This window comes from Nocardia sp. JCM 34519.1 (genome assembly GCF_020361265.1).
GTDB classification, from domain to species: domain Bacteria; phylum Actinomycetota; class Actinomycetes; order Mycobacteriales; family Mycobacteriaceae; genus Nocardia; species Nocardia arthritidis_A.
Map to the genome: position 1 here is coordinate 274,685 of NZ_JAIRBR010000001.1, position 25,259 is coordinate 299,943.

Sequence of the window (25,259 nt, forward strand, 5' to 3'; positions counted from 1 at the left end):
CTTGCGTTTACACGCAAGCTGATCTACCGTTTCCAACGCACGACGAAACGCTTCCGTATCGACGCAACATTCGAGGTAGACCCATGAAATTCCTGTTCGATGACGAATCCTTCTCGTTCGAGACGCTGCGTGCCGCCGGGTTCGCCTGCTACGGCGGCGCGGAACTCGGCGAGGTGCTGGTCACCGCCGCACACATCCCGAACGGCGACGAAGACGCCTGGCTGCGTGAATGGAAGGCAACCGCCGCCAGAGTGCACGCCATCGGCGATGACAGCCTGGCCAAGGGCCACCGAGTCAGCGCCCGCGAGGCCCTGCTGCGCGCCTCGAACTACTACCGCACCGCCGAGTTCTACCGGCGCGACAACCCGGCCACCGATCCGGAGGCCAGGGAACTGTCCCGCCTGTCCCGCGAAACCTTCGCCACCGCAGCCGAATTGATGGATACCCCGGTCCGCGCGGTATCGATTCCCTACGGCGACACCACACTTCCGGGATACCTTTTCCTGGTTGACGATTCGGGCACGCCGCGACCCACCGTGATTTTCAACAGCGGTTTCGACTCGACCTTGGAAGAGGCCTACTTCGTCATCGCCGCAGGCGCTTTGGCCCGCGGCTACCAGGTACTCGCCTTCGACGGTCCAGGGCAGGGCGCGGTCATCCGGGAACAGGGCCTGCCGTTCCGGCACGACTGGGAAGCCGTCGTCAGCCCCGTCGTCGACTACGCGCTGACGCTGCCGGAAATCGATCCCGCGCGAATCGCGTTGTACGGCTACAGCCTCGGCGGTTATCTGGTCGCCCGCGCAGCCGCCTTCGAACCTCGCATCGCCGCGCTGATCCTCAACGACGGACTGTTCAATTTCCACGCGATCACCAGCATGATGCCCGAATTCCTGGTGGAGTGGGTGAAGTCGGGCCGTGACACGGAGGCGGACGCCGTCCTGCGGTTGATCATGACCGCCAGTACCACCCTGCGTTGGGCGGTACGCAACGGCATCTGGACCTTCGGCGCCACGGGCGGTGCCGACTTCCTCCGCAGGACCGAGCCGTTCACCATGGCCGGAATCAGCGACCGGATCGCCTGCCCCACACTGGTTTTGGACGCGGAGGAAGATATGTTCTTCACGGGTGAGGCGGTGCGCATGTACGAGGCGCTCACCTGCCCGAAGGAGCTGATCGTCGGCACCGCCGCCGAAGGCGCGGGCGCGCACTGCCACATGGGTGCGATGCTGCGTACCAACCAGCGCGTCTTCGACTGGCTGGCAACCGTTTTCGCCTAGGAAGCGGAGCGGTTCCGGTACTTACCGGAACCGCTTCAGCTGGCGGCCTTTTCGCGCATACGCCAGCGGATACCGGATTCGATGAACCCGTCCAGATCGCCGTTCAGCACCGCGTCCGGGTTGTTCACCTCGTAGTTGGTGCGCAGATCCTTGACCATCTGGTAGGGGTGCAGCACGTACGAGCGCATCTGATTGCCCCAGGAGGCGCCCTCGTTGGTCTTCAGCGCGTCCATCTCGGCGCGCTCCTCCTGGCGCTTGCGCTCCAACAGCTTGGCCTGCAGCACGCGCATCGCCGAAATCTTGTTCTGCAGCTGCGATTTCTCGTTCTGGCAGGTGACGACGATGCCGGTGGGCAGGTGGGTGATGCGGACCGCGGAGTCGGTGGTGTTGACGCTCTGCCCGCCGGGACCCGACGACCGGTACACATCCACCCGGATCTCGGTCTCCGGCACCTCGATGTGGTCGGTGGTCTCCACCACCGGCAGCACCTCGACCTCGGCGAAGGAGGTCTGGCGGCGGCCCTGGTTGTCGAACGGGCTGATCCGCACCAGGCGGTGGGTGCCCATCTCGACCGATAGCGTGCCGTAGGCGTATGGCGCCTTCACCGCGAAGGTCGCGCTCTTGATGCCCGCCTCCTCGGCGTAGGAGGTGTCGTACACCTCCACCGCGTACTTGTGCCGCTCGGCCCAGCGGATGTACATGCGCATCAGCATCTCCGCCCAGTCGGCGGCATCGACGCCGCCGGCGCCGGAGCGGATGTTGACCAGCGCCTCCCGCTTGTCGTACTCACCCGACAGCAGGGTGCGAACCTCCATCGCCTCCACATCGCCGTGCAGCGCGGCCCGCTCGGCATCGGCCTCGGCCAGCGCGGCCGTCCGGGACTCGCCCTCCTCCGCCTCGGCCAATTCGTACAGCACCGGCAGATCGTCGAGGCGCTCCCGCAACTTCTCCACCCGGCTCAGCTCGCCCTGCGCGTGCGACAGCTCGCTGGTCACCCGCTGCGCGTGGTCCTGGTCGTTCCACAGTTCGGGATCGGCGGCCTGATGCTCGAGCTCATCGATGCGACGGCGCAGCTCGTCGATATCGAGCACCGACTCGATCGTCTTCATGGTGGCGTCGAGTTCGGCGAGATCGGCGGAAACGTCAGGATGCACAATCTTCAAGGCTACTAGCCGACGCCGCGGTCGACGAAACCCGATACCGCCCGCAGCGCGCCGGGCCTGCGGCCGGCCAGCAGGTCGAGCGCACGGGCGGCCGCGGGATCGGCGGGCAGGCGGACCACGATCCGCTGATCGTCGTCGGCGGACAGCTCCAGGGTTTCGAAGGCCAGGCGCAGCTCGCCGACCTCCGGGTGGGTCATCCGCTCGATACCGTTGGCGGCGGCCAGGCCCGGAATGTTGCGCATGCGATCGGCGAACTCCGCGCCGACGGTGACCGTCAGCTCCTCCACCAGCGCCGAGATCAGCGAATCCCCTTGTACCGGACCCTGTTTCAGCGTCGCCACGGTCTTGTCCGCGACGTGTCCCCAATCCGGGTACGCGGCCTTCGCCCGCTCGTCGGTGAAGATATAGCGAACGACATTCGCGGGCAGGCCGCCATCGAGCAGACCGATCGGACCCATCAGCGCGCGGTAGCCGTCGGTGCAGGCCAGCACCTCGCAGAGCCGGTTGACGACGGCGGCGGGCGCGGGCTCCAGCTGATCCAGCAGGCTCATGACGAACGGGCGCACCACCCGATTCGGCTGCGCGCCGCCCAGACAATGGAAAGCCGAACTCGGGATCTTCGTCATGCGATACAGGTGCACCCGCTCGCTCGGCGACATGTGCAGCGCGTCGGCGAGCGCGGTCAGCACCTCGGCGGACGGATGCCGGTCCCGGCCCTGCTCCAACCGGATGATGTATTCGACGCTGACATCCGCGAGCATCGCGACCTCGGAGCGGCGCAGCCCGGATGTGCGCCTGCGCGGCCCGGCGGGCAGTCCGACCTCCGCGGGTGTGACCGACTCGCGCTTCATGCGCAGGAACAGCCCCAACTCGTTATCGCTCACCTATCGAACGTAACAGCGATGCGGCGGCCGATGGTGGCCCTCCCACTACCACTCTCCGCGTGGCCTCCCTACCGGCCTTGCCCGGCGGCAAATTTGGGTTCCGGCGGCCGGTGCGGTCGCCGGAAACCGAAGGAGAACACCATGTCCCGCTTGAAGCTCGCGGTGATCATCGGCAGCGTTCGCGAGGGCCGGTTCGGCCCGGTGGTCGCCCGCTGGTTCGCCGAACAGGCCGAAGCGCACGGCGCCTTCGATATCGACGTGATCGATCTCGCCGAAATGACGCTGCCGCTGGAACTTCCGGCCATCTCGCCGATGCTCGACCCGAATCCGCCTCGACCGGAAGGGATGCGCGAGCTGACCCGGCGGCTCGATGCGGCCGACGCCATGGTGATCGTCACGCCGGATATCAACCGCAGCTACCCGGCCTCGATCAAAACCGCCATCGACTGGCACTTCAAGCAGTGGCAGCACAAGACGATCGGATTCGTCGGCTACAGCGGCAACAGCGGTGGCCTGCTCGCCATCGAACACCTGCGCCAGGTGTTCAACGAGCTCAATGCCCATACGGTGCGCGATTACGTCTCGTTCCCGCGCTACTACCTGCTCTTCGACGAGGCGGGCCGACTGCGCCAACCCGACGAGCCCGCCGCGGCGGCGCAGCGCATGCTCGATCAATTGCATTGGTGGGCAAGCGCATTGGCCGCGGCCCGGGCGGTCCCGGCCGGCGTGTGAGGTGCCGCCGTCGAATTCGCCGGACGCGTCTGGTCTCATCGATGCGTGCGGATTCTCGGCGTCGACAATGTGCTGGCCCCGGTGGGCGATCTCGCGGCGGCCATCGAGTTCTACCGCGGCAAACTGGGTTTGACCATGAAATTCGAGCTGCCCGCGCACGGCATCGCGCTATTCGCCATCGCCGACGAGGCACCCGGGATCATGGTCCGGACCGATCCCGCTGCGGGCAGCGGGACGACCCCGGCCATGCGACTCTGGCTGGAGGTGCCAGATGCCAGGATCGCGGCCGCCGAACTCGTCCGGCGCGGCATCCCGCCGCTGGCCGAGCCGTTCGAGGTCGGCACCGGCTGGGTCGTCGAAGTCGCCGACCCGTGGGGCAATGTCATCGGTTTGACCGACTACACCAAGCGACCGGAGCTCGCCCGCGGCACCGCGGCCGACGAATAGCGGGGACGCGTCGTGGCGGATAACGATTACGACTCGCCCGGCGAAACCTCGCATGTAATACGGCACACAGCGGCTACTCCAGTCGGCCGAGGACGCCCGCGCGGGCCGGACCGAAGCGCACACGTCGGGACTGATCGGGTCCAGCGCACCGGGCGGCCAGCCACCGAGCGAGCTGTGCGCAAATACGGTACCTGTGTTGGTCTAGACCGGTCGACGTGAGACAGCCGACGCTCGATAGGGTATGCGCGTGGCACACACCTCCGATCTCGAACTTGCCCTGCGGCTGGCCGATGCGGCCGATGCGATCACCCGGGCGCGTTTCGGCGCGCTCGATCTGCGGGTGGACGCCAAGCCGGACCTGACCCCGGTGTCCGATGCCGATCTCGCGGTGGAGAAGTCGCTGCGCGAGCTGCTCGAACAGCAGCGGCCGGGCGATGCGGTGCTCGGCGAGGAGTTCGGCGGGAGTGCCGAATTCAGCGGCAGGCAGTGGGTAATCGACCCGATCGACGGCACCAAGAATTTCGTGCGCGGGGTGCCGATCTGGTCGACTTTGATCGCACTGCTCGAGGACGGCGTCCCCGTGGTCGGCGTTGTCAGCGCGCCCGCAATGGCGCGCCGCTGGTGGGCCGCCACCGGGTCGGGCGCCTGGGCGAGCTTCGAAGGTCAAGCGGCGAAACCGATTTCGGTATCCGCGGTGGGTGAGCTCGGCTCGGCCAGCCTGGCCTTCTCCAGCCTCTCCGGCTGGCGCGACCGCGGCCTGCGCGACCGGTTCATCGCGCTCACCGACGAGGTGTGGCGGGTCCGCGGCTACGGCGATTTCCTCAGCTACTGCCTGCTGGCGGAGGGCGCCGTCGATATCGCCACCGAACCCGAGGTGTCGCTGTGGGATCTGGCGGCGCTCGACATCCTGGTCCGCGAGGCGGGCGGCCGGTTCACCGCGCTCGACGGCACGGCCGGTCCGCACGGCGGTGACGCCGTCGCCACCAACGGCCTGCTGCACGACGAGGTGCTTACCCGGCTGCGGGTTTAGTCCAGCAGCTTCTCCATCAGCACGACTCGACGGTCACCGGTGAACTGCGGGGGCAGCGGCGCCTCCCTGACCTCGATGAATCCCTGTGTGTCATAGAACTTTCTGAGCACCGGATTGGTCGACACCACATCGAGGCGCTGCACCGAGATGCCGCGGGCGATGGTGCGGTCGGCGCAGAAGCGGATGATCCGGGAGCCGAGGTCGTTACCGCGGAACTCCGGGGCGACCATGAGCCCGTGGATGTATCCGGCCTCGGCGTCGTCCACACCCCAGAAATCGGGATCGCGCCAGATCAGCCGGACCGTCGCGACCAGTTCGCCCTGCGCGCCGCGCCAGACGAACCATTCGCCGCGCTCGGCCTCCAGCGCCATCCGCTCGGCCGGGTATTCGCCCGGAAACCATTGGCGGATACCGCGTTCCACCATCCAGCCGGCCAGCCGATCGCGCAGGCGGGCGATATCCGCGGCGTCCTCGGCGGTCGCGGCGATCATGGGCGCGGGTTCCGGCATGGGTGCTCCTCCTCGGTCGGCGATGCCGCGGACTCTACCGGCCGACCCGGACACACTGCGCCGCACTGTTTTCCGTCAGCGGTGCGTCGGATCGGCCGGGGTGAGGTCGATTCCGGCGGGCGGGCGCAGCTTGCGCAGCGCGCCGTCCATGCTGGTGACGTAAAGCGCCCATGAGTCACCGTCTTTCGCGATACGCACCGAGGTCGCGCCGTCCGGCGGATTCCGGAACGGTCCCGGCTTGATCAGGCCGGTGACGATCGAACAGGCCGCACCGGTGGCCGGATCGATCTGGTAGACGGCGCCCTGCAGATGTTCGGCGAGGAAGAGTTTGCCGTCGCGGGTGGCTTCCATATCGTCGGGCAGCGCGAGCAATTGCGGCGGGCCCGCGACCACCGTCGCGTCATTCGGCGCGTCGAGGGGCACCCGGAACACCTGAAGCATGAGACTGTCAATGTAGATGGACTTTCCGTCCGACGCCAGCGCGATTCCGTTGGTCCACGGCACATTCGACCAGGTCTTGGTGTACTCACCGGTGGCGGGCCGGTAGCGGCCGATTCCGGTGGGCGCGCCGTTGATACCGATTGTGGTGAACAGCAGGTCGCCGTCGGGCAAAAGCAGTAATCCGTTGGGGCCGTTGAGATCGGTGAGCAATACCTCGACCTCGCCGGTGTCGCGGTTGTACCGGCGCAGGGTTCCCGGCGCCTCCGTGACGCCGTCACCGGTCAGGAAGTAGACGTAGCGGCCTGCCACTCGGACGCCCGCCGGATGATCGAGGCCCGTAACGAGCTTTTCGAATGTCCCGGCCGCGTCGACGTGTCCGAGATAGCCGTCGATGATCCCGGTGAGGTAGAAACCCCCGTCGCCATCGGCGTCGAGATTCTCCAGATTCCCGATACCGCTCACGACCGTGCTGACATCCCAGCCCTGCGCACAGGATTGCGCCGCCGCCGAGCCGGGAACCGCGGCTACCACGCCGATCGCCAGCCCGGCCGTAACCAAGGCGGCGCGAATCCGTCTACTCCCCAGCCCTTCGATCATGCCGGTCAACATAACAGCGGTATCTCGAAGCCGCCGACCGGCTATCCCAAATGCTTTGCCTTCGGCCATATTTCGGACCAGGACGCGTTGAGTCCGCGGCACACGTAGATCGGCTTATCGCGCTCGTTGTTCTTGATGCCCTCGGCATTGTCGATGGTTCCCGCGAGCTCGATATCGTTGCAGTACCGCGCCATTCCCTCACGCGGCAGCCCGACGGTGATGATCTCGCGCGCCGAATCGCTCGGCGGACCCCACCACCAGTAGGCATTGTGACCGGAGTGCGGCGTCGGCAGATGGTATTGCGCGCCGAACCGCTCGATCGCACCGGCCTCACCGTAGTTCCCGGTGACGATCGCGACATCCGGACCGAGCCCGGCCCGCACGTCGCCGATCCGGCGCACGAATTCCGGCCAGCCCACCGTCTCGCCGACGTCATGGTTGATCGCGAGCACCGGCGAATCACGAAGTGCGGTAAGCGGAAGCACCGGCAGGAACAGGATCGCACCGAAGACGGCGCTCACCGCGGCCACCGAACCGACCGCCGCCCACCGGATTCGGCGCGTGCCGAGCCAGCGCGCCAGCGGAACCGACGCGGCCGCAAGCAGAATCGGATACATCCCGCCCAGGTAGTACGCCTTGCCCCCGGTTCCCAGATACAGCAGGAACATCAGCACATAGGTCGCGGCGAAGGCTCGGTAGCTCCGGTTGCGCCACAACCACCACAGCCCGTACGCCCACATCGGCACCAGCAACGGTCCCATCAAACCGAATTGCAGCAGCACGTATTCGATCGGCGTATTCGATGTGCTCGACGATCCGCCCGCGATGGCCCGGCCCATCTCCAGCTGTGGCCATCCGTTGCGCGCCTGCCAGATCAGCCAGGGCAGCCACAGCAGCACCGCGATACCGACCGCGACCGGAAAATACTTGGTCGCGAAGATTTTTCGCGGCCCGAACAGTACAAGCGCGAGCATCAGCAGCACGACGGAGAAGCCGAGCAGCAGTTTGTTCTCCAGACCGATGCCGACCGCTATCCCGATCCCGGGCCACCAGCGCGCGGCGGCACCATCCGCCATCAGACGCAGCACCAGCACACCCACCACGGACCACGCCGCCAGATCGAACACCTCGGTATTGAGCATGTGCCCGGCCCCCATCAGCAGCGGGCTGCACGCCACCGCCCCGGCCGCCAGCGCCTGCGCCCCTCGACCGCCCCCGAATTCGCGCGCCATCAACCCGGCGCAGATCACCACGACGGTCGCGGCCAGGATCGCGGGGGCCCGCAGCAGCAATAACGAATCGGGATCGATTGCCGACATCGCCCGTGCCAGCAAGGGCGTCAGGACCGGCTGATCGGGGTACGCCCAATCAAGGTGCCTCCCCGCCGCAAGAAAGTACATTTCGTCACGGTGATACCCGTACCGGGTGGCAAGTGAGGTGAGCAGCATGGCGAATAGTGCCGCGACGTAGAACACACCGACAGCGTCCCATGGCTCGGCGGCGTACGCTGGCCCTCGACGCACTTCTTACTCCAGAGTAAGATAGTCTTACTCAGGAGTAAGATAGCGGGGACACAGACCTCACCCACCCATCGAGAAAACAGGTGATGATGAGCACTCGAGACAGCGCAACGAAGCGACGTCCAGACACGTCCGCGGTCGGCCTCAACCAACCCAAGCGGGATTGGATGGGTGCGGCGATGCGGGTGATGACGACCATTACCGGGTCGGAGCTCGCCGAGAAGTACAACCTGCGCAAGCCGATCGAGCGAGTCACCTACGAGGGCACCAAGACCGGCTTCCGCACCCTCGGCGCGGCCACCCGCGTCTTCAGCAAGGTCGCGGGCGGCGGAGCGCCGAAACGCTTGGCCCCCAACGAGTCCAAGAAGAAGGACTTCTTCGACCTCACCCCGACCGACGAACAGCAGATGATCGTCGAGACGGTGCGGGAATTCGCCGCCGAGATCCTGCGGCCCGCCGCATACGACGCCGACGCCACCGCCAAGGCGCCGCGCGACCTGCTCGAGCGCGCCGCCGAACTCGGCATCACCCTGATCAATGTGCCGGAGGAGTTGGAGGGCGCGGCCTCTGAGCGCGGTGCGGTCACCAATTCCCTTGTCGCGGAGGCGCTCGCGCACGGTGACATGGGCCTTGCGCTGCCGATCCTCGCGCCGAGCGGTGTCGCGGTCGCGCTGTCCCAGTGGGGCACCGACGCACAGCAGCAGACCTACCTGCCCGCCTTCACCGGCGAGAACGTGCCGCAGGCCGCCGTGGTGATCGCCGAACCGCGCGCGCTGTTCGACCCGTTCGCGTTGCAGACCAAGGCCGTTCGCTCGCCGAGCGGCTACCGGCTCAACGGCGTGAAGAGCCTGGTGCCCGCGGCCGCGGATGCCGAGCTATTCCTCATCGCCGCCGAACTCGACGGGCGGCCAACGTTTTTCATCGTGGAATCGGATGCGCCGGGTCTGGTGGTCGAGGCCGATCCCGGAATGGGCCTGCGCGCGGCCGGAATCGGCAGGCTGGTGCTGAACAACGTCGCGGTCGGCACCGATGCGATCCTCGGCGACGGCGATGCCAAGCAGCGCGCCGAGGAATACGCCGACGCGGTGCGGCTGGCCCGGCTGGGCTGGGCCTCGCTCGCCGTCGGCACCGGACAGGCCGTACTCGACTACGTGATCCCTTACGTCAACGAGCGCGAGGCATTCGGCGAGCCGATCTCGCACCGGCAGGCGGTCGCCTTCATGGTCGCCAATATCGCCATCGAACTCGACGGCCTGCGGCTGGTGACCCTGCGGGGTGCGTCACGAGCGGAGCAGGGCTTGTCCTTCGGCCGCGAGGCGGCACTGGCCCGAAAGTTGGCCACCGACAAGGGAATGCAGATCGGTCTGGACGGCGTGCAACTGCTCGGCGGCCACGGCTTCACCAAGGAACACCCGGTCGAGCGCTGGTACCGCGATCTGCGGGCCATCGGCGTCGCCGAAGGTGTCGTGCTCATCTAACCGGCCCGTTCCTTACCTTGTAGGAGACATTCCATGATCAACCTCGAACTCCCCAAGAAGCTGCGGGCCAGCGCGAACCAGGCCCACCAGGTCGCCAGCCAGATCTTCCGCCCGATCTCGCGCAAATACGATCTCGCCGAACACGAATACCCGGTCGAGCTGGACACCATGGCCGCCATGGTCGAGGGCCTGGCCGACTCCGGCACCCAGAAGATCGGCGGCGCGGCGGGCGGCCGCTCGGACGAACCCGACCCGCACGCCACCGAACTGCTCGGAAACACCAACGGCGGCAATATGTCCGCGCTGCTGAACGCCCTGGAGACCTCCTGGGGCGACGTCGGCCTGATGCTGTCCATCCCGTATCAGGGACTCGGCAACGCGGCCATCGCGGCCGTCGCCACCGACGAACAGCTGGAGCGGTTCGGCAAGGTGTGGGCCGCGATGGCGATCACCGAGCCCTCCTTCGGATCCGACTCGGCCGCGGTCAGCGCCACCGCGGTGCTCGACGGCGACGAATGGGTGCTCAACGGCACCAAGATCTTCGTCACCGCCGGCTCGCGCGCTACCCACATCGTGGTGTGGGCCACCGTGGACAAGAGCCTGGGGCGGGCGGCGATCAAATCGTTCGTCGTGCCGCGAGATGCGCCGGGGCTCACCGTATCCCGGCTCGAGCACAAGCTCGGCATCAAGGCCTCCGACACCGCGGAACTGCGGCTGGAGGACTGCCGGATCCCGAAGGACAACATCCTCGGCAGCCCGGAAGTGAACGTGGAGAAGGGTTTTGCCGGGGTCATGCAGACCTTCGACAACACCCGGCCGCTGGTCGCCGCGATGGCGGTCGGCGTCGCACGGGCCGCGCTGGAGGAACTGCGCACCATCCTCACCGAGGCCGGTGTGGAGATCTCCTATGACACGCCGCCGAACAACCAGCACGCCGCCGCGGCCGAATTCCTGCGTATGGAAGCGGATTACGAGGCGGCCTATCTGCTCTCGCTGCGTGCCGCCTGGATGGCCGACAACAAGAAGCCCAATTCGCTGGAGGCCTCGATGTCCAAGGCCAAGGCGGGGCGCACCGGCACCGACGTCTCGCTCAAGGCCGTCGAACTCGCGGGCACCCTCGGTTACTCCCAGCGCACCCTGCTCGAGAAGTGGGGCCGCGACTCGAAGATCCTCGACATCTTCGAAGGGACGCAACAGATTCAGCAGCTGATCGTTGCCCGCCGGGTGCTCAACAAGACCTCGGCCGAGCTGAAATAGGCTGTTACGCAGTTCGGTGCGGGTCGAGGTTTTCGGCCCGCACCGATTTGCTTTGGTCGGCCAGGGGGCGTTCGTGCTGGGAACATGTCCGAGGCCGCTGCCGACGGCGCGGTTGCTCGGTGTGCGCTTTTCGATACCGTCGCTATCCGATGTCAAGTATTATTGGGATGTCACGTGAGTGACGCCGAGGGTGGGACCGCCCCCATAGACGGCCCCACCGGGTGGGTTTACCTAGCCCGCCAGACTCGGTGGACCAGGATGAGCGCCCCGGCGATTACGGCAGCACTGACCAAGACGATGCCGTAATCGACCGGGGCATCGCTCTTCTTCCTGCGATGTTTCCCCATTTCCCCACCACCTCCCTCCTGGGCGCGGCGTGTGGACCAAGTCCACCGCCCCTCGGCTGGAGGTAACGATCACATTACTGCATTGGGGTGACAGGAAATATCAATTCGCGTACGAAAGTTCCACTGCCCCAAGCCACTTCACCATTCCAATTGGACGAGCGACCGAAATTATCGCGCCGGGCCCATCCCCGCTTGCCGTGGCATCGAATCAACAAGTTAACCGGACGTAACAACCGGTCGGCCTACCGCGAAAGATTCAGCGGACGAATTTTCAGCAAGCGGTACCAGATGGGAGAGCTGGTTATGCCACTGAGTTTGAAGCGTCACCTCACCACCGCACTCGCCGCCACTGCCGCGGCAACCATTGTTTTCGCAGGTAACGCCGGTGCCGAGCCATCGGCGCTCGACTGGGGCGTCGCGGGTCAGCGGTTGCGCGCCGCCGCGGCGGGCGACCCGGACGCGACGCAGGCCGTCGACCGATTGCTGGCCTCCGGGCAGATTCCGGCGGCGGGGCAGGTGGCCCTGCCCGCGCAGCCGTTCCAGATACCGGCGCAATCGGATATCGGTCGCGGCGACGGCCCCGGTGTGTACGGCTCCGGGATCGCGCTCGGGTTGGACGGATTCCGGTTCGGCTTCTTCGGCGGGCCGGGCACCATCGCACCGGATCAGACCGGCGCGAAGCTCGAGGTGCTGTGGATCAACCTGTCCAACGGACGCAGCGGCACCGAGGTGCTGACAGAACATCAGGATGTCCCGGTAGACACCACGATTCGCACCCGTGTACTGGATCCGGGCGGCGGGCTCATCGTCGCCGCCGTGTACGGCAGCCTGTGGCACCGCTGGTCGGTTCCGGTCAGCGATGCCAACCCGGACGGTTACCAGTATCAGAAGGGCACCATATCGGTTCCGTCGTTCGGCGCCGTATACAACTGAGCGACAAACGATTCCGGCGCGGGCCGGTGCGCTCCCTCGTCTGTACGCACCGGCCCGCTTTGTTGGCGAGTGATGATCGCCCCGTGCTCACGATAGTTTGCGCACAGCGGTTGATCAGCGAACATCGAAGGGCCGGAAGGGATTTGAGACGGCAATCGCCGCTATAATCTTTGCGTTGCACGCAAGGATTAATTACCGAAGTTGCGCTGCGGGTCATGCCCGGATGGGTCGAGACTAATTCTCGACGGATCGGTCGCGCCGCCCCTCGCCGGGCGGCGCCGACTACCACCCCACCGGGACAGGAGCCCAATCATGCCCAGAATCGTGCGTCCGACGGCCTACGGCACACCCGATGTGCTCGCCGTGATCGAAGTGCCGACCCCGCGCGCGGCCGCCGACGGCGTGGTCGTCGAGGTCCGCGCCGCAGGAGTCAATCCGATCGATTGGAAGATCTACAGCGGGGCCTTCCACGCCGTGGACGACGACCACAGGGACGCCGCCGGCGTCGCCGCCTCGATGCCATCGATCGGTCTGGAGTGCGCGGGCGTCGTCACCGAGGTCGGCGCGGAGGTAACCGATGCGCGAGTCGGGGACGAGGTCGTCGTCTACCCCGTGACGGCCGCGTACGCCGACTACGTCACGGCCCCGGCCACGTCGATCTTCACCAAACCCGCGGGGATCGACTGGGCCCAGGCAGGTTCGCTGATGCTGGCCGGAACCACCGCGGTCCACGCATTGCACGCCGCGGGTGTCGGCTCCGGCGACACGGTGTTGATGCACGGCGGGTCAGGCGGGGTCGGCCTGATGGCCGTACAGCTGGCCACCGCGCAGGGAGCGACGGTGATCGCCACCGCCGCCGAACGCAACCACGCACTGTTGCGCGAACTCGGCGCCATCCCCGTCGAATACGGGCCCGGGCTCGCCGATCGGGTGAATATCGTTGCACCGCAAGGCATTACCGCCGCCGTCGACTTCGCCGGCACCGAGGAGGCGCTCGACGTTTCGCTCGAGTTGGTGGCCGACCGCACCCGGATCGCCTCGATCGCCGGGTCGCCACGACGCGCCACGGCAGGTATCAAGGTGCTCGGCTACGGGCCGGGGCAGGACGCGGGCACCGAAATCCGCGCCGCCGCCCGCGGCACACTCATCGAGCGGGCCGGGTCCGGTGCGCTGTGCGTCATCGTCGACACCACCTTCCCGCTCGCCGAGGCAGCGAAGGCGCACGAGGTCGGCATCCGCGGACACGCACCCGGCAAGCTCGTGCTGATCCCATGACGGGATTGTGAGCAGCTATCGATAGCCCCGCTTCAGCAGGTATTTCGCCCCTGCTTCGAAGCCCTCCGGGCCGAGTAGTTCGAAGCCGAAGGCGTCGGCCAGTCGATCGGTCGTATCGAATGCCGCGCAGACCGCGAGCGCGTCCTCGATCTGTTGGCGAGAAATGCCTGCCGACAACACTTCTCGCATGTCATCGGCGGCGACGGCGCCCTCGCGGGTCAGCTTGCCGAGCATGCGCAGCGTCGCGCGCAGGCCTTCGTCGATGGGGGCCGATTCCAGATCGGCGAGGACCGCTCGCACCTTCGCATCGTCCCGGTACGCCCGCGCCGCGGTCGCGGTGTGCGCGCCGACGCAGAACGCGCACTCATTGACCTCGGATACGAAGGCCGCCATCAGTTCTCGGTCGGCGATCGACCAGGCGGAGGTCCCGCGCATCGCCTCGTGCGTGAACTTCTTCGCCCTGGTTCCATAGAAGCCGGGACGGTAGAAGACGAGTTTGGCGGCATCGGGTATCGACTGCCCGGAGAACATCCGGATAAGGGCGAACAGCATCTTGGTCGCGGGACGGTAGCCACTGTTGAGGATTTCGAGTCGCATTACCCGGCCTCCGCCTCGGCCAAGGCGGCCAGCCCGGCGTCGTACATCCGGGCGGACCGGCCGACCGCCGCACATATCACCAGTTCGAAGAGTTGGTCCTCGCTGAATCCCGCCGCCTTCGCCGCCGCGAAGTCCGCATCGATGATCCGCACCGGGCTCGTGGCGACCTTGCCGATCAGGGCCCGCAGCGCAGGTGGAAGGTCGGTGTTGTCGAAGGCTTGGGCGCGCAATTCCCGAGACGCCGCACCCGCCCCGTACAACACGCCGTCCACCAGCGCACGGTGCGCCGCGCGCTTGTTGTTCCCATCCGCCACGCCGAGCCTCCGCTCCTCGCGCCCGCTGTGCCGGACTAGACGATAACCGGACGGTCCGACAACATCCGTCCACCGACCGGATACACCGCGCTCATCGACGACACGATCGGATGGCCTCGGTGACAGCGGCAAGCGCCAACAGCCGGACGACGTCGACATTGGCGTCGACCTGGCCCGTCGCGGCCGCGATGAATCCGTCGCCGTCGAATCGGGTGTGCGGCGGGGTCAGGGCGCGGGACAGTCCGTCGTGTGCGCCCTGCGCGACGATCTGGCAGGCGACCTTGTCCAGCCGCGCGTTGGTCAATACGGCGCCGATGGTGGTGTGCATGCGCGAACCTTCGAACTCGAAGGGGCGATCGAGTTGCGCCACCGCGTCGAACGAGATGTCACTCGCGCCGTCATCGATATCGCCGAAGGCATTGACCGCGCAGACGGCGCCGACGACGACATCACCCAATTGTCTTTCGGCATAACCGATTCCGCCGGGCACCCGAAGTCGCGGACCGCGCCAGTGCGAGACGTACGCGCCCGCGCCCGCGCCGACGCGGCCGTGCAGAATCTGTTCACCCGAGCTTGCTTCGGCGGCGGCGTATCCATGCTCGGCGGTCGGCCGCGCGGCGGGGTCGCCGACGCTCAGATCGAATAACCCCAGTGCCGCAACGATAGGAACGGGGCCGCCCGGCGTCGGCACGCCGCGCCCACGCTCTTCCAGATAGCGCATCACCCCGTCGGCGCTGGCGAGTCCGAAGGCCGAACCACCCGTAAGCACAATGGCATCCACCGTGACCACGGTCTTGTCCGGTGCGAGCGCGGCCAGTTCACGGCTCGCGGGTGCGCCGCCGCGAACCTCGCACGAGGCGGTCGTCCGCTCGGGCAGTATCAGCACCGTGCAGCCCGTTTCACCGACCGGGTCGGTCCAGTGACCGATGCGAACTCCGGGGATACCGATGGCCATATTCGTGTCTCCGATCCGCTCGTCAGCACGAATCCGCGCTGCCACAACGCTTCTCGGATCGATCATGCCACTCGGAACGAATCCCGATCGGCCCGGCGGGCTGGGGGTCGCCGGGCCGACCCGTGGTCATCGGGAATCCGGACGCTTACAGAGCACTACCGGTCGATGGCATGGTGGGAGCGGATCCGTCGCCGTCACGGTCCCAGTCGCCACCGCGGCGGTGGTGCCAGTCGCCGGGGCCGTGGTCGCGGCAGAAGTCGTCGCGATCCCATTGATTGCAGTGGTGCCAGTCGTTATCGATGAGTTGTATCGGGGAGCTGGACGCCACCGGTGCGGCCATCGCGGGCGCCGCCACCATGGCGGCGGGGACGGCGAGGACCGCGGCGGCTGCCGCGAACCGGGCAACGATTCGACGTCGACGAACCGATCGAACAGACATCATGTTTCCCTTCCGAGCGTGAACACCGTGCGAGTCGGCCCGAGCCGGGCCGCTCGAGCACTCACTACACTCACCCGGCCTGTGGAGAACCCGGCCTGGCGCTGTGAAGTTCCTGGGTCATCGATCCGGCGCTCCGGTCTGGAAAATATTGCCCGCGTTCATATATCGGTGAAATTCGATAACACTCGGAAAGCGAGCCGGAACAGGGTTTGCACGCGCAGCGTGAATCGCGGCCCGGCGGCGCACCGGCTCTAGTACGCTGAAATGCACATGGGGGCAACGCTTTGGGGATCCTCTCCCCTGATTCGTATGGAATGAAAGATCTTTCATCCCATAGCCGTCACCCCCGAACCTCTGACATCGAGGAAGGTACGATGAGCGCTGATCAGCCATTCTTCGACCCGGTGGCATACGGCAACGGTCCCGACGACAACGTTACCGACGCCACCGAGGCCGCCGCCGTCACCCACCACACCATCACGCTCGGCGGTCGCGAAATCGCTTACACCGCAACGGCGGGACATCTCGTCACGGTGGATCCGAGCAGTTCACAACCGAATGCGAAGATGTTCTATGTCGCATTCACCGAGGACGGCCAGTCCGAGGAAGCGCGGCCGGTCACCTTCTTCTACAACGGCGGCCCCGGCTCGTCCGCGGTTTTCGTCATGCTCGGATCGTTCGCGCCGCGCCGGATCGTCACGAATATGCCGGATTTCACCCCGCCCGCGCCGTATCGCATGGAGGACAATCCCGACAGCCTGCTCGACAAGAGCGACCTGGTGTTCATCAATCCGGTCGGTACGGGTTATTCGGTCGCGGTCGCGCCGCACAAGAACCGGGAATTCTGGGGTGTGGACCAGGACGCCGAATCGCTGAAGGATTTCATCAAGCGGTATCTGACCAAGAACAATCGGTGGAATTCGCCGAAGTTTCTCTTCGGCGAATCGTACGGCACTCCGCGCAGCTGCGTACTCGGCTACCGGTTGCACGAGGACGGCGTGGATCTGAACGGCATAACGCTGCTGTCGTCGATTCTGGATTACGGACAGTCGGGTAATCCGATCGGCATCCTGCCGACCGCCGCCGCGGACGCGTGGTATCACAAGCGGCTCGGAATCAACCCGCCGCCAACCGATCTCGCGAAATTCGTGGAAGAGGTCGAGCGGTTCGCGAGCGTCGACTACGCGAACGCGCTGCAGGCGTTCCCGAAGGCCGATCCGGCCACCGTCGACAAGCTCGCCGCGTACACCGGAATCGATAAAACCATCCTGACCTCGTGGAGCCTGGTCGTGAGCTGGCCGTTCCTGACGACCCTGCTCCAGGACAAGCATCTGGCCCTCGGCGCGTACGACGGCCGGGTCACCGGCATCGATTCGGGTATCGCGGGCCGGGTCGACCCGGCGTCGGGCGGCAACGACCCGACGATGGCCGCGGTATCCGGCGTCTACACCACGATGTGGAACAACTACCTGAACGAACAGCTGCTGTACACGTCGAATTCGGCGTTCACCGATCTCAACGATCAGGTATTCCAGAATTGGGATTTCAGCCATACCGATCCGACCGGCACGAAACGGACGGGACCGGCGCTGTACACCGCGGGCGACCTGGCCGCGCTGATGGCGATCAACGTGGACCTGAAGGTGTTGTCCGCCAACGGATATTTCGACTTCGTGACGCCGTGCTATCAGACGGTGATGGATCTGCAGAATATGCCGCTGGAGGATCAGACGGTGCGGCAGAACCTGACGATCCGCTTCTACCACTCCGGCCACATGGTGTACCTGGACGGGCACTCGCGCACCGCGCTCAAACAGGATCTGGTGCAGCTGTACGACTCGGCGGTAGAGGATAAGGAGGCTCGGCAGCGCATCCTCTCACTGCAGGCCGCCAAACGCTGAGACTCCCGCGGTGGCCGCGCACCGACCGATGCGCGGCCACGGCGATCAAGCCTTGGAAAACGTTGCCCGCCAGCGATTTACTTCGGCAACCTCTTCGATCTCGACCGCTCGCAGACCATCCGAGCCGAACGATTCGAGCTCGGTCCTGGTCAACGGCCACGGCGGACCGTCGACCGTCGCGCCCTCGGCGCGGATGCCGGAGATCACCACGAGTTCACCTGCGGGAGCGACCATTCGGCGGACATTCGCGATGGCGGGCTCCCGCACCGAAAGCGGCATCGACTGCACGGTGATCGACTCGACCACCAGGTCGAACGCACCGGTCCACGCCGCGGGCGGATCGAGCAGATCGGCCACCACATATTCGACGGGCGATCCGGGATTGCGTTGCGCCGCATCGCGGATCGCGGTTTCCGAGATATCGAATGCGGTGGTCCGGAATCCTTGTGCGGCAACGTATTCCGCATCCTTACCGTAACCGCAGCCGATCACCAACGCCCGCCCGGATCCGGCCGCCGCGCGCCGCTCGAACCATTCGACCAGTAGCTGATTGGGCGCATCGCGATCCCAAGGCACCGTCGCCTGCCCATTCGCCGCCGCAGCGTACAGCGGCTCGAACCAGCCGGTCGGATCGTCGCGGGTGACGAATCCCGCGGCCAGTTCCCGCGCCGCCGCGTCCGCCGCCTGCTGCCGTTCTTCAACCTTCCCCTTTTCAACCATTTCGAGCAGTCTGCCGCATACCGGCCCACCGATCGATCGAATATGTCGCAGTAGGCACTGTCAGGTGAAGCCGGAGGTACGCCTAATGGGCGCTGTCGGGCGAAGCTCGTCCTAGCCCGCGCACGGCCGGGAGCGAATGCGGAGGCACGCCTACGCTGCGATAATTGTCCTCTTGTCACGTATTACGTAGTTCCGTAACTTCACCGGCATGGGTCTAACGGAGCGGGTTGCGGAGTTGGAGCGGCGGGTCGCGGCGCTCGAGGGCGGCCGGACTCAGGACGACCATCCTTCGGCGGACGGCCAGGACCTATGGGCGGTGACCCGACTACGCGCGGAGTTCGCCGAATCCGGCGAACCGGGCGGCGGCGTCATGCTCGCCGGCTCGGTCCGCCTGCCGACCGAGGAGCGCTACGGCTGGCAGTCGCAGTTCGATACCGGCGGTCTGCTGGAGGACGGCTGGGATGAGGCCGCCGCGGATTGCCTTGCGGCACTTGGCAGTCCGGTACGGCTGCGCCTGCTGCGGGCCATCCTCGACGGCCGCAGGACCGCGGCGGAGCTCACCGAGCTCGACGGCGTCGGCACCTCGGGGCAGATCTACCACCATCTGCGGCAGCTCGCGGCGGTCGGCTGGTTGCAGACCGCCGGACGCGGGCGGTTCGAGGTGCCGCCGGTGCGCATCGTCCCGCTGCTGGTGGCGCTGGCCAGCGCTCGACGCTGAAGGACTGCGGCACAATACTTTTCGGCTAGCAGCCGTAGATCAGGCCGTACGTCTCATCCTTGTTCGCGGCCCGTTCCCGCAGGCAGCCGAATGCGACGACGCCCGCGTCGCTCAGCTGCACACCCGCGCGGTTCGTCGGGTCGACGCAGTACAGTCCGGTGGTGTCCATCCGGCAGACGAAGTCGTGCACGGTGATTCGCGAACCGTAGCCGAGTTGGGCGCCGTCACCGCGGAGGAACGGCCCCGGATCACCGTGGAACGAGCCGACGGTCAGCTCCGATCCGGGAAAGTCGACCCAGCCGCCGACCCAGTGCCCGACATCGTCGACGGGCCGCTGCGGTGGATTCTTCAATTCGACCAGACAGCTCAGGCCGCGAATCTGGTCCTGATAGTCACTGGTGCACTTGATCTTTCCCGTCGGGCTGACGAAAGCCCGGTCATCGCTTTGCAATTGGGTCGGGCCGCCATCGGATGGGCGCACCGTACCGTAGCTCGCCGCGTCCACCGCGGTACCGGCCTGGACCCAGGCCGCGAATTCCTTGATCGGCGTGCCCGGTTTGGGCGGCCCGGACTTCGCCGTTGTCGTTGCGGCGGTGCTCGTTCGGGAGCTCTCGGCGGTGACCGCACCGGCCGCGTCATGCGATTGATGATCCGCCGATGCGGCACATCCGGCCACGAACAGGAGTATGGCCGCAATGGCCGCGATACGCATGCGTGCACCCTATCGGCCGGTACCGGACCCGGCATCCGGGCCAACAATGGCTGCCGCCGTACGGAATTCGACCTACGCTCGGTACATGCGACTGAATGCCTTCGCCGATGACGTCATGGGCCGCGGTGACGCGGTGGCCCTCGCCGAGGCGGTCCGCACCGGCGCGACGACACCGGAGGAGTTGGCCGCGGCGGCGGCCGACCGCGCGGCACTGGTCGACCCGGCGCTGCACGCCATCGCCCACGCCGCATTCGACCGCCCGCGTTACGCCGACGACAAGGACGGTGCGCTGTACGGCGTCCCGACCTTCGTCAAGGACAACACCGATATCCGCGGACTGCCGACCAATCACGGCACCGCCGCGTTCCGCGCCGGACCCGCCCACCGCGACGGCGCATACGCCAAACAGCTGCGCAGCACCGGGCTCACCGTGCTGGGCAAAACCCGGCTGCCCGAGTTCGGCTTCAGTCCCACAACGGAATTCATGTCCGAGGCGCCGACGCACAACCCGTGGAACACCGACTATTCCGTCGGCGCCTCATCGGGCGGTTCGGCGGCGCTGGTCGCGGCGGGCGTCGTCCCGATCGCGCACGCCAACGACGGCGGCGGCTCGATCCGCATCCCCGCCGCGTGCACCGGACTCGTCGGGCTGAAACCGAGCCGAGGCAGACATGTCGACGGCGAGGCGGCCCGCACCATGCCGATCAATATCGTGTCCGAGGGCGTGCTCACCCGCACCGTCCGCGATACCGCCGCCTACCTCGCGGCCATCGAGGACTATCGGCGCAATCCGGCGCTGCCGCCGATCGGCCGGGTCGACGGCCCGGCCCGGCGCAGGCTGCGGATCGGCCTGATCACCGACAGCATCACCGGTGCACCGACCGACGAGCAGACCAGGGCCGCCGTGCTGCGCGCCGCGTCGCTGCTGGAGCAGGCCGGACACCGCGTCGAACCGATGGCGCTGCCGGTGACCAAGCAGTGGGCCGACGACTTCCTGCAACTGTGGGCGCTGCTCGCCGATATGGCCGCGTCCGCGGGCCGATTCGTGCTCGATCGCTCCTTCGATACGGCCGAACTCGACGGGCTGACCCGCGGCCTGCGCGCGCGGCACCGCGCCGCGATGCATCGCACGCCGGGTGCGCTGCTGCGGCTGCGCCGCACCGGCGAGGCATACGCGCGCATGTTCGCCAGGCACGAGCTGGTGCTGTCGCCGGTGCTGACGCATATCACCCCTAAGCTCGGATACCTCAGTCCCACAGTCGATTTCGACGAATTGCTGGAACGGCTGTTCAGCTATGTGGGCTTCACGCCGCTGAACAATGTCGCGGGCACGCCCGCGATCTCGCTGCCGATGGGTCTGGCCGCAAGCGGTGTTCCGATCGGCATCCAGCTGTCGGCCGCCTACGGTGACGAGCGCACGCTGCTGGAGACCGCGTACGAAATCGAGGCCGCGCAACCGTTTCCGTCGCTCGCCTAGGTATCTGTCACCGGGAGTCTGTGATACGCGACACTACCCACTGCTACGGTGAGGTTCCGTAGTCCTGGTGGAGGTGTTCGACATGAAGGTGGCGCACGCGCTCGAGGCGGTCAAGGCGCTGGGTGTTCTCCGAGCGAAGGGGGTCACCGACCCCACGAGGCCGTTGGAGACATTGCGAACCGTGCGGGAATCGCAGGTTCTCGGTCCGTCCGCCACGCTGACCAGGCATTCCGCCCGGGTCATCCCGCAGGCGCCCGCACTGGTCGACGAGCGCGGTGAGCTCACCTACCGGCAGCTCGACGAGCAGTCCACCGCGGTCGCCCGCGGCCTGCGCGCGGCGGGTATCACCGAGGGCACCGTGATCGGCCTGCTGGCCCGCGATCATCGCGGCCTGGCGCTGACGATGATCGCGGCGGGCAAACTCGGGGCGCGGATCGCGCTGATGAACACCGGATTCGCCAAACCGCAGTTCGCCGAGGTGTGCGCGCGGGAGAAGGTGCGGGCGGTGCTGCACGACAGCGAATTCCTCGGCCTGCTCGATGCGCTGCCGACGGACCTGCCGCGCTATCTGACCTGGGTGGACGAGGGCGTCGAGCTGCCGAGTGGCGCGCAGACGCTCGACGACTTGATCGCCGCGAATTCGACCGAGGAACTGCCGGCGCCGAGTAAGCCGGGCGGGTTCGTCATCCTGACCAGCGGCACCACCGGCCTGCCGAAGGGCGCGCCGCGCAGCAAGGTGACCCCGCTCAGCACCGCCCAGATGGTGGACCGAATCGCGTTCCCGCGCAAAGGAACTCAGGTGATCGTCTCACCGCTGTTCCACAGTACCGGGCTCGGCACCTGGCTGGTCGCCCTCGCGCTCGGCAACAAGACCGTGGTGCGCAGGCGATTCGACGCCGAGGCCACGCTGAAAATGGTGGCCGACCACCGGGCGGAAATGCTGGTCGCGGTGCCGACGATGCTGCACCGGATCGTCGAATTGGATCCGGCGATCCGCGCGAAATACGACACCTCCTCGTTGAAGTGCATCCTGCTGGCCGGATCGGCCCTGTCCCCCGAGCTGTGCGTCAAGGCGACGAAGGTATTCGGGCCGGTGCTCTACAACCTGTACGGCTCGACCGAATGCGCGGTGGCCACGGTCGCGACGCCCGAGGATCTGGCCCTCACCCCCGGCGCCGCGGGCCGCGCGCCCATCACCTGCGAAATCCGCCTCTACGACGACGAGGACCGCCGGATCACCACGCGCAACACCACCGGACGGATCTTCGTGCGCAGCGGCGCACCCTTCGAGGGCTACACCGACGGACGGCACAAGCAGATCATCGACGGCTATATGTCCAGCGGCGATGTCGGGCATATCAACGAGCACGGCCTGCTCATGGTCGACGGCCGCGACGACGACATGATCGTCTCCGGCGGCGAGAACGTCTTCCCGCAGGAGGTGGAGAACCTGCTGCTGGAGCGGCCGGACATCTTCGATGCCGCCGTGGTCGGGGTGGACGACGCCGAATTCGGCAAACGCCTGCGCGCGTTCGTCGTGCCCGAACCGGGACAGTCGCCCGACGGCGAGGAGATCAAGACCTACGTCAAGGAGAATCTGGCCAGGTACAAGGTGCCGCGCGAGGTGGTCTTCCTCGACGATCTGCCGCGCAATGCCACGGGCAAGCTGCTGCGCAGGGCGCTGGTGGAGTACGAGGTGTCCTGATATTCGCGCTCCGCACAGGCCGGGTCGGTCCGGAGTGAGATGCGAGACACATCGGTTTCACTAACGCTTGCTATTGTTAGCAGCAGCACTGGATCTCGAAGTTGCGGTCCGAATCACCCGAGTCCCGGCGGGTGGACCGCGGAAGGTTGTCATCGATGTCTTTGTCCTTCCCTGCGCTGAATGACTCGGTCCGCAAGGCGGGCGATCTCGCCTCCAGCGTCAACGTCATGGTCAAGCGGCGGTTGTTCAACCCGCTCCGGCCCGATCACGCGATGCGTTCCGCATTCAACATGCTCAAATTCGGACCGTTCGCCGGTGTCGTCATGCACGCCGCGCAGACCAGGCCACACGCCGGAGCCATCGTCGACGAGCGCGGCGAGCTGACCTTCGGCGAGCTCAACGAGCAGTCCAATGCGTTGGCCCGCGGTTTGCAGGCGCAGGGAATCAAACCCGGCGACGTGATCGCGCTGCTGGCCCGCGACCATCGCGGCATGGTGCTGAGCCTGGTCGCCACCGGCAAACTCGGTGTGCGCGCGGTGCTGATGAACACTGGCTTCGCCAAACCCCAGTTCGCCGATGTCGCCAAGCGCGAGAACGTCAAGGCCGTACTGCACGACAGCGAATTCATCGATCTGATGAGCGCCATCCCCGCCGAGATCCCGCGGGTGCTCACCTGGGTGGATAAAAAGGACAATGCCGACCCGTCGATCGAGACCATCGATTCACTGATCGCCGGACAGTCCGCCGCTCCCCTGCCCGCGCCCGATAAGCCGGGCGGCATGGTCATCCTGACCAGCGGCACCACCGGCACGCCGAAGGGTGCGCCGCGGGACAAGGTGAGCCCGTTCGCCTCGGCCCAATTCGTCGACAGGGTGCCGCTGCCCAACAACGGCACCATGATCATGGCCGCGCCGATCTTCCACGGCACCGGGCTTTCCCAATTCACCCTCGGCCTCGCGCTCGGCAATCGGGTGATCTTCCAGCAACGCCGATTCAACCCGGAGCAGACCCTGGCGAATATTGCCGAGTACCGGGCGGATTCGCTGGTGGTGGTGCCGACGATGCTGCAGCGCATCCTGGATCTGGACGAGACGGTGCTGGCCAAGTACGACGTCAGCAGCATCAAGGTGATCTTCGCGGCCGGCTCGGCGATCGCGCCCGACGTGGTCACCCGGACACTCGACCACTTCAACGACAGCCTCTACAACCTGTACGGCTCCACCGAATGCGCGGTGATGACCGTGGCCACCCCGGCGGATCTGCGCAAAGCGCCCACCACCGCGGGCCGCGCACCCGTCGGCATCCGGATCGTGCTGCTCGACGAGAACCGCAAGCCGATCACCGCGCCCAATGTCACCGGCACGATCTTCGTCGACAACGGCTTCGCCTTCAGCGGATATACCGACGGGCGCACCAAGGAGACCGTCGACGGCATGATGTCCAGCGGTGACGTCGGGCACTTCGACGAGGACGGGCTGCTCTACATCGACGGCCGCGACGACGACATGATCGTCTCCGGCGGCGAGAACGTCTTCCCGCTGGAGGTGGAGAATCTGATCGCGGGTCGCGAGGACATCTTCGAGGCCGCGGTGGTCGGCGTCGACGACCGCGAATTCGGAAAACGGCTGCGCGCATTCGTCGTTCCCGGACCCGATTCCAAGCGGGATCCGCAGGAGATCAAGGATTACGTCAAGGCGAACCTGGCCAGGTACAAGGTGCCGCGCGAGGTGGTCTTCCTCGACGAACTACCGCGCAATGCCACCGGCAAACTGCTCCGCAAACCGCTCATGGAGATGCGGATCGACGCCGACTGACTTCACCCACCCCGTCG

General features: G+C 66.6%; 24 protein-coding genes. 13 read left to right on the top strand and 11 right to left on the bottom strand.

The annotated features are described in order from the left end of the window. The first annotated feature begins 83 nt into the window (after nt 1-83). Nucleotides 84-1,277 (top strand): S9 family peptidase, encoded by a 1,194-nt coding sequence (locus tag LGY53_RS01330; protein WP_225724795.1) that lies wholly within the window; start codon nt 84-86, stop codon nt 1,275-1,277. Nucleotides 1,278-1,312: 35 nt separating this feature from the next. On the opposite strand, the gene prfB is transcribed toward LGY53_RS01330, so the two are convergent. Continuing rightward, entirely contained in the window at nt 1,313-2,431 is a 1,119-nt protein-coding gene (gene prfB / locus LGY53_RS01335; protein ID WP_225724796.1) for a peptide chain release factor 2, read from the bottom strand. A 14-nt stretch (nt 2,432-2,445) separates the two neighbouring features. After that, nucleotides 2,446-3,324 carry a helix-turn-helix domain-containing protein gene (locus LGY53_RS01340; protein ID WP_225724797.1) on the bottom strand — a complete coding sequence of 293 codons (879 nt, stop codon included), beginning with the start codon at nt 3,322-3,324 and terminating at the stop codon, nt 2,446-2,448. A gap of 141 nt (nt 3,325-3,465) precedes the next feature. On the opposite strand from LGY53_RS01340, the gene LGY53_RS01345 reads away from it, so the two are divergent. The 3 genes from LGY53_RS01345 to hisN all read left to right on the top strand — a co-directional run bounded on the left by LGY53_RS01345 (nt 3,466) and on the right by hisN (nt 5,533). Continuing rightward, entirely contained in the window at nt 3,466-4,056 is a 591-nt protein-coding gene (locus LGY53_RS01345) for an NADPH-dependent FMN reductase (protein WP_225724798.1), read from the top strand. Between the two features lie 45 nt (nt 4,057-4,101). Then, nucleotides 4,102-4,503, top strand: a complete 402-nt coding sequence (locus LGY53_RS01350; RefSeq protein ID WP_225724799.1) for a VOC family protein — start codon at nt 4,102-4,104, stop codon at nt 4,501-4,503. Between the two features lie 247 nt (nt 4,504-4,750). Beyond that, nucleotides 4,751-5,533: a histidinol-phosphatase gene (gene hisN / locus LGY53_RS01355; RefSeq protein ID WP_374111108.1), complete on the top strand. Its 783-nt coding sequence runs from the start codon at nt 4,751-4,753 to the stop codon at nt 5,531-5,533. On the opposite strand, the gene LGY53_RS01360 is transcribed toward hisN, so the two are convergent. The 3 genes from LGY53_RS01360 to LGY53_RS01370 form a co-directional block, all read right to left on the bottom strand. Beyond that, nucleotides 5,530-6,042, bottom strand: a complete 513-nt coding sequence (locus tag LGY53_RS01360; RefSeq protein WP_225724801.1) for a GNAT family N-acetyltransferase — start codon at nt 6,040-6,042, stop codon at nt 5,530-5,532. The genes hisN and LGY53_RS01360 overlap by 4 nt on opposite strands. 75 nt (nt 6,043-6,117) lie before the next feature. Next, nucleotides 6,118-7,080, bottom strand: coding sequence for an SMP-30/gluconolactonase/LRE family protein (locus LGY53_RS01365; protein WP_225724802.1), 963 nt, complete (start codon nt 7,078-7,080; stop codon nt 6,118-6,120). A gap of 41 nt (nt 7,081-7,121) precedes the next feature. Next, nucleotides 7,122-8,603 carry a glycosyltransferase family 39 protein gene (locus LGY53_RS01370; RefSeq protein WP_225724803.1) on the bottom strand — a complete coding sequence of 494 codons (1,482 nt, stop codon included), beginning with the start codon at nt 8,601-8,603 and terminating at the stop codon, nt 7,122-7,124. 80 nt (nt 8,604-8,683) lie between these two features. Here LGY53_RS01370 and LGY53_RS01375 point away from each other — a divergent pair, with 80 nt between their 5' ends. The 4 genes from LGY53_RS01375 (at nt 8,684) to LGY53_RS01390 (ending at nt 13,890) form a co-directional block, all read left to right on the top strand. Then, on the top strand, nt 8,684-10,078 hold the full coding sequence (locus tag LGY53_RS01375; protein ID WP_374111109.1) for an acyl-CoA dehydrogenase family protein: 1,395 nt from the start codon (nt 8,684-8,686) through the stop codon (nt 10,076-10,078). A 33-nt stretch (nt 10,079-10,111) separates the two neighbouring features. Beyond that, entirely contained in the window at nt 10,112-11,335 is a 1,224-nt protein-coding gene (locus LGY53_RS01380) for an acyl-CoA dehydrogenase family protein (protein ID WP_167477376.1), read from the top strand. A gap of 650 nt (nt 11,336-11,985) precedes the next feature. Next, nucleotides 11,986-12,615 carry a hypothetical protein gene (locus LGY53_RS01385; RefSeq protein ID WP_225724805.1) on the top strand — a complete coding sequence of 210 codons (630 nt, stop codon included), beginning with the start codon at nt 11,986-11,988 and terminating at the stop codon, nt 12,613-12,615. Nucleotides 12,616-12,927: 312 nt separating this feature from the next. Next, on the top strand, nt 12,928-13,890 hold the full coding sequence (locus LGY53_RS01390; protein ID WP_225724806.1) for an NADP-dependent oxidoreductase: 963 nt from the start codon (nt 12,928-12,930) through the stop codon (nt 13,888-13,890). Between the two features lie 15 nt (nt 13,891-13,905). On the opposite strand, the gene LGY53_RS01395 is transcribed toward LGY53_RS01390, so the two are convergent. The 4 genes from LGY53_RS01395 to LGY53_RS01410 all read right to left on the bottom strand — a co-directional run bounded on the left by LGY53_RS01395 (nt 13,906) and on the right by LGY53_RS01410 (nt 16,195). Further along, nucleotides 13,906-14,487 carry a carboxymuconolactone decarboxylase family protein gene (locus LGY53_RS01395; protein ID WP_225724807.1) on the bottom strand — a complete coding sequence of 194 codons (582 nt, stop codon included), beginning with the start codon at nt 14,485-14,487 and terminating at the stop codon, nt 13,906-13,908. Then, entirely contained in the window at nt 14,487-14,801 is a 315-nt protein-coding gene (locus LGY53_RS01400; protein WP_225724808.1) for a hypothetical protein, read from the bottom strand. Before LGY53_RS01400 ends, LGY53_RS01395 begins: the two co-directional genes overlap by 1 nt. A gap of 91 nt (nt 14,802-14,892) precedes the next feature. Next, nucleotides 14,893-15,756 carry a P1 family peptidase gene (locus LGY53_RS01405; RefSeq protein ID WP_225724809.1) on the bottom strand — a complete coding sequence of 288 codons (864 nt, stop codon included), beginning with the start codon at nt 15,754-15,756 and terminating at the stop codon, nt 14,893-14,895. A 145-nt stretch (nt 15,757-15,901) separates the two neighbouring features. Next, nucleotides 15,902-16,195, bottom strand: coding sequence for a hypothetical protein (locus LGY53_RS01410; RefSeq protein WP_225724810.1), 294 nt, complete (start codon nt 16,193-16,195; stop codon nt 15,902-15,904). A 374-nt stretch (nt 16,196-16,569) separates the two neighbouring features. Here LGY53_RS01410 and LGY53_RS01415 point away from each other — a divergent pair, with 374 nt between their 5' ends. Beyond that, nucleotides 16,570-18,096 carry a S10 family peptidase gene (locus LGY53_RS01415; protein WP_225724811.1) on the top strand — a complete coding sequence of 509 codons (1,527 nt, stop codon included), beginning with the start codon at nt 16,570-16,572 and terminating at the stop codon, nt 18,094-18,096. 45 nt (nt 18,097-18,141) lie between these two features. Here the strand turns inward: LGY53_RS01415 and LGY53_RS01420 are convergent, their stop codons facing one another. Continuing rightward, nucleotides 18,142-18,816, bottom strand: a complete 675-nt coding sequence (locus LGY53_RS01420) for a bifunctional 2-polyprenyl-6-hydroxyphenol methylase/3-demethylubiquinol 3-O-methyltransferase UbiG (RefSeq protein ID WP_225724812.1) — start codon at nt 18,814-18,816, stop codon at nt 18,142-18,144. 208 nt (nt 18,817-19,024) lie between these two features. Here LGY53_RS01420 and LGY53_RS01425 point away from each other — a divergent pair, with 208 nt between their 5' ends. Continuing rightward, nucleotides 19,025-19,534, top strand: a complete 510-nt coding sequence (locus LGY53_RS01425) for a helix-turn-helix transcriptional regulator (protein ID WP_225724813.1) — start codon at nt 19,025-19,027, stop codon at nt 19,532-19,534. Between the two features lie 25 nt (nt 19,535-19,559). On the opposite strand, the gene LGY53_RS01430 is transcribed toward LGY53_RS01425, so the two are convergent. Then, the gene (locus tag LGY53_RS01430) at nt 19,560-20,246 is read right to left on the bottom strand and encodes a hypothetical protein (RefSeq protein ID WP_225724814.1); all 687 of its coding nucleotides are present in this window, start codon (nt 20,244-20,246) and stop codon (nt 19,560-19,562) included. An 85-nt stretch (nt 20,247-20,331) separates the two neighbouring features. On the opposite strand from LGY53_RS01430, the gene LGY53_RS01435 reads away from it, so the two are divergent. The 3 genes from LGY53_RS01435 (at nt 20,332) to LGY53_RS01445 (ending at nt 25,242) form a co-directional block, all read left to right on the top strand. Next, nucleotides 20,332-21,723, top strand: coding sequence for an amidase (locus LGY53_RS01435; protein ID WP_225724815.1), 1,392 nt, complete (start codon nt 20,332-20,334; stop codon nt 21,721-21,723). 82 nt (nt 21,724-21,805) lie between these two features. Then, nucleotides 21,806-23,428, top strand: a complete 1,623-nt coding sequence (locus LGY53_RS01440; RefSeq protein ID WP_225724816.1) for an acyl-CoA synthetase — start codon at nt 21,806-21,808, stop codon at nt 23,426-23,428. Between the two features lie 155 nt (nt 23,429-23,583). Beyond that, complete coding sequence (locus tag LGY53_RS01445) at nt 23,584-25,242, top strand: acyl-CoA synthetase (protein ID WP_225724817.1); 1,659 nt, start codon at nt 23,584-23,586, stop codon at nt 25,240-25,242. Nucleotides 25,243-25,259 lie beyond the last annotated feature (17 nt).

Coding starts and splice junctions, on each gene's coding strand:
- LGY53_RS01330 (WP_225724795.1), top strand. CDS start 84: ATGAAATTCCTGTTCGATGACGAATCCTTCTCGTTCGAGACGCTGCGT.
- LGY53_RS01345 (WP_225724798.1), top strand. CDS start 3,466: ATGTCCCGCTTGAAGCTCGCGGTGATCATCGGCAGCGTTCGCGAGGGC.
- LGY53_RS01360 (WP_225724801.1), bottom strand. CDS start 6,042: ATGCCGGAACCCGCGCCCATGATCGCCGCGACCGCCGAGGACGCCGCG.
- LGY53_RS01365 (WP_225724802.1), bottom strand. CDS start 7,080: ATGATCGAAGGGCTGGGGAGTAGACGGATTCGCGCCGCCTTGGTTACG.
- LGY53_RS01380 (WP_167477376.1), top strand. CDS start 10,112: ATGATCAACCTCGAACTCCCCAAGAAGCTGCGGGCCAGCGCGAACCAG.
- LGY53_RS01385 (WP_225724805.1), top strand. CDS start 11,986: ATGCCACTGAGTTTGAAGCGTCACCTCACCACCGCACTCGCCGCCACT.
- LGY53_RS01390 (WP_225724806.1), top strand. CDS start 12,928: ATGCCCAGAATCGTGCGTCCGACGGCCTACGGCACACCCGATGTGCTC.
- LGY53_RS01395 (WP_225724807.1), bottom strand. CDS start 14,487: ATGCGACTCGAAATCCTCAACAGTGGCTACCGTCCCGCGACCAAGATG.
- LGY53_RS01405 (WP_225724809.1), bottom strand. CDS start 15,756: ATGGCCATCGGTATCCCCGGAGTTCGCATCGGTCACTGGACCGACCCG.
- LGY53_RS01410 (WP_225724810.1), bottom strand. CDS start 16,195: ATGTCTGTTCGATCGGTTCGTCGACGTCGAATCGTTGCCCGGTTCGCG.
- LGY53_RS01415 (WP_225724811.1), top strand. CDS start 16,570: ATGAGCGCTGATCAGCCATTCTTCGACCCGGTGGCATACGGCAACGGT.
- LGY53_RS01420 (WP_225724812.1), bottom strand. CDS start 18,816: ATGGTTGAAAAGGGGAAGGTTGAAGAACGGCAGCAGGCGGCGGACGCG.
- LGY53_RS01425 (WP_225724813.1), top strand. CDS start 19,025: ATGGGTCTAACGGAGCGGGTTGCGGAGTTGGAGCGGCGGGTCGCGGCG.
- LGY53_RS01430 (WP_225724814.1), bottom strand. CDS start 20,246: ATGCGTATCGCGGCCATTGCGGCCATACTCCTGTTCGTGGCCGGATGT.
- LGY53_RS01435 (WP_225724815.1), top strand. CDS start 20,332: ATGCGACTGAATGCCTTCGCCGATGACGTCATGGGCCGCGGTGACGCG.
- LGY53_RS01440 (WP_225724816.1), top strand. CDS start 21,806: ATGAAGGTGGCGCACGCGCTCGAGGCGGTCAAGGCGCTGGGTGTTCTC.
- LGY53_RS01445 (WP_225724817.1), top strand. CDS start 23,584: ATGTCTTTGTCCTTCCCTGCGCTGAATGACTCGGTCCGCAAGGCGGGC.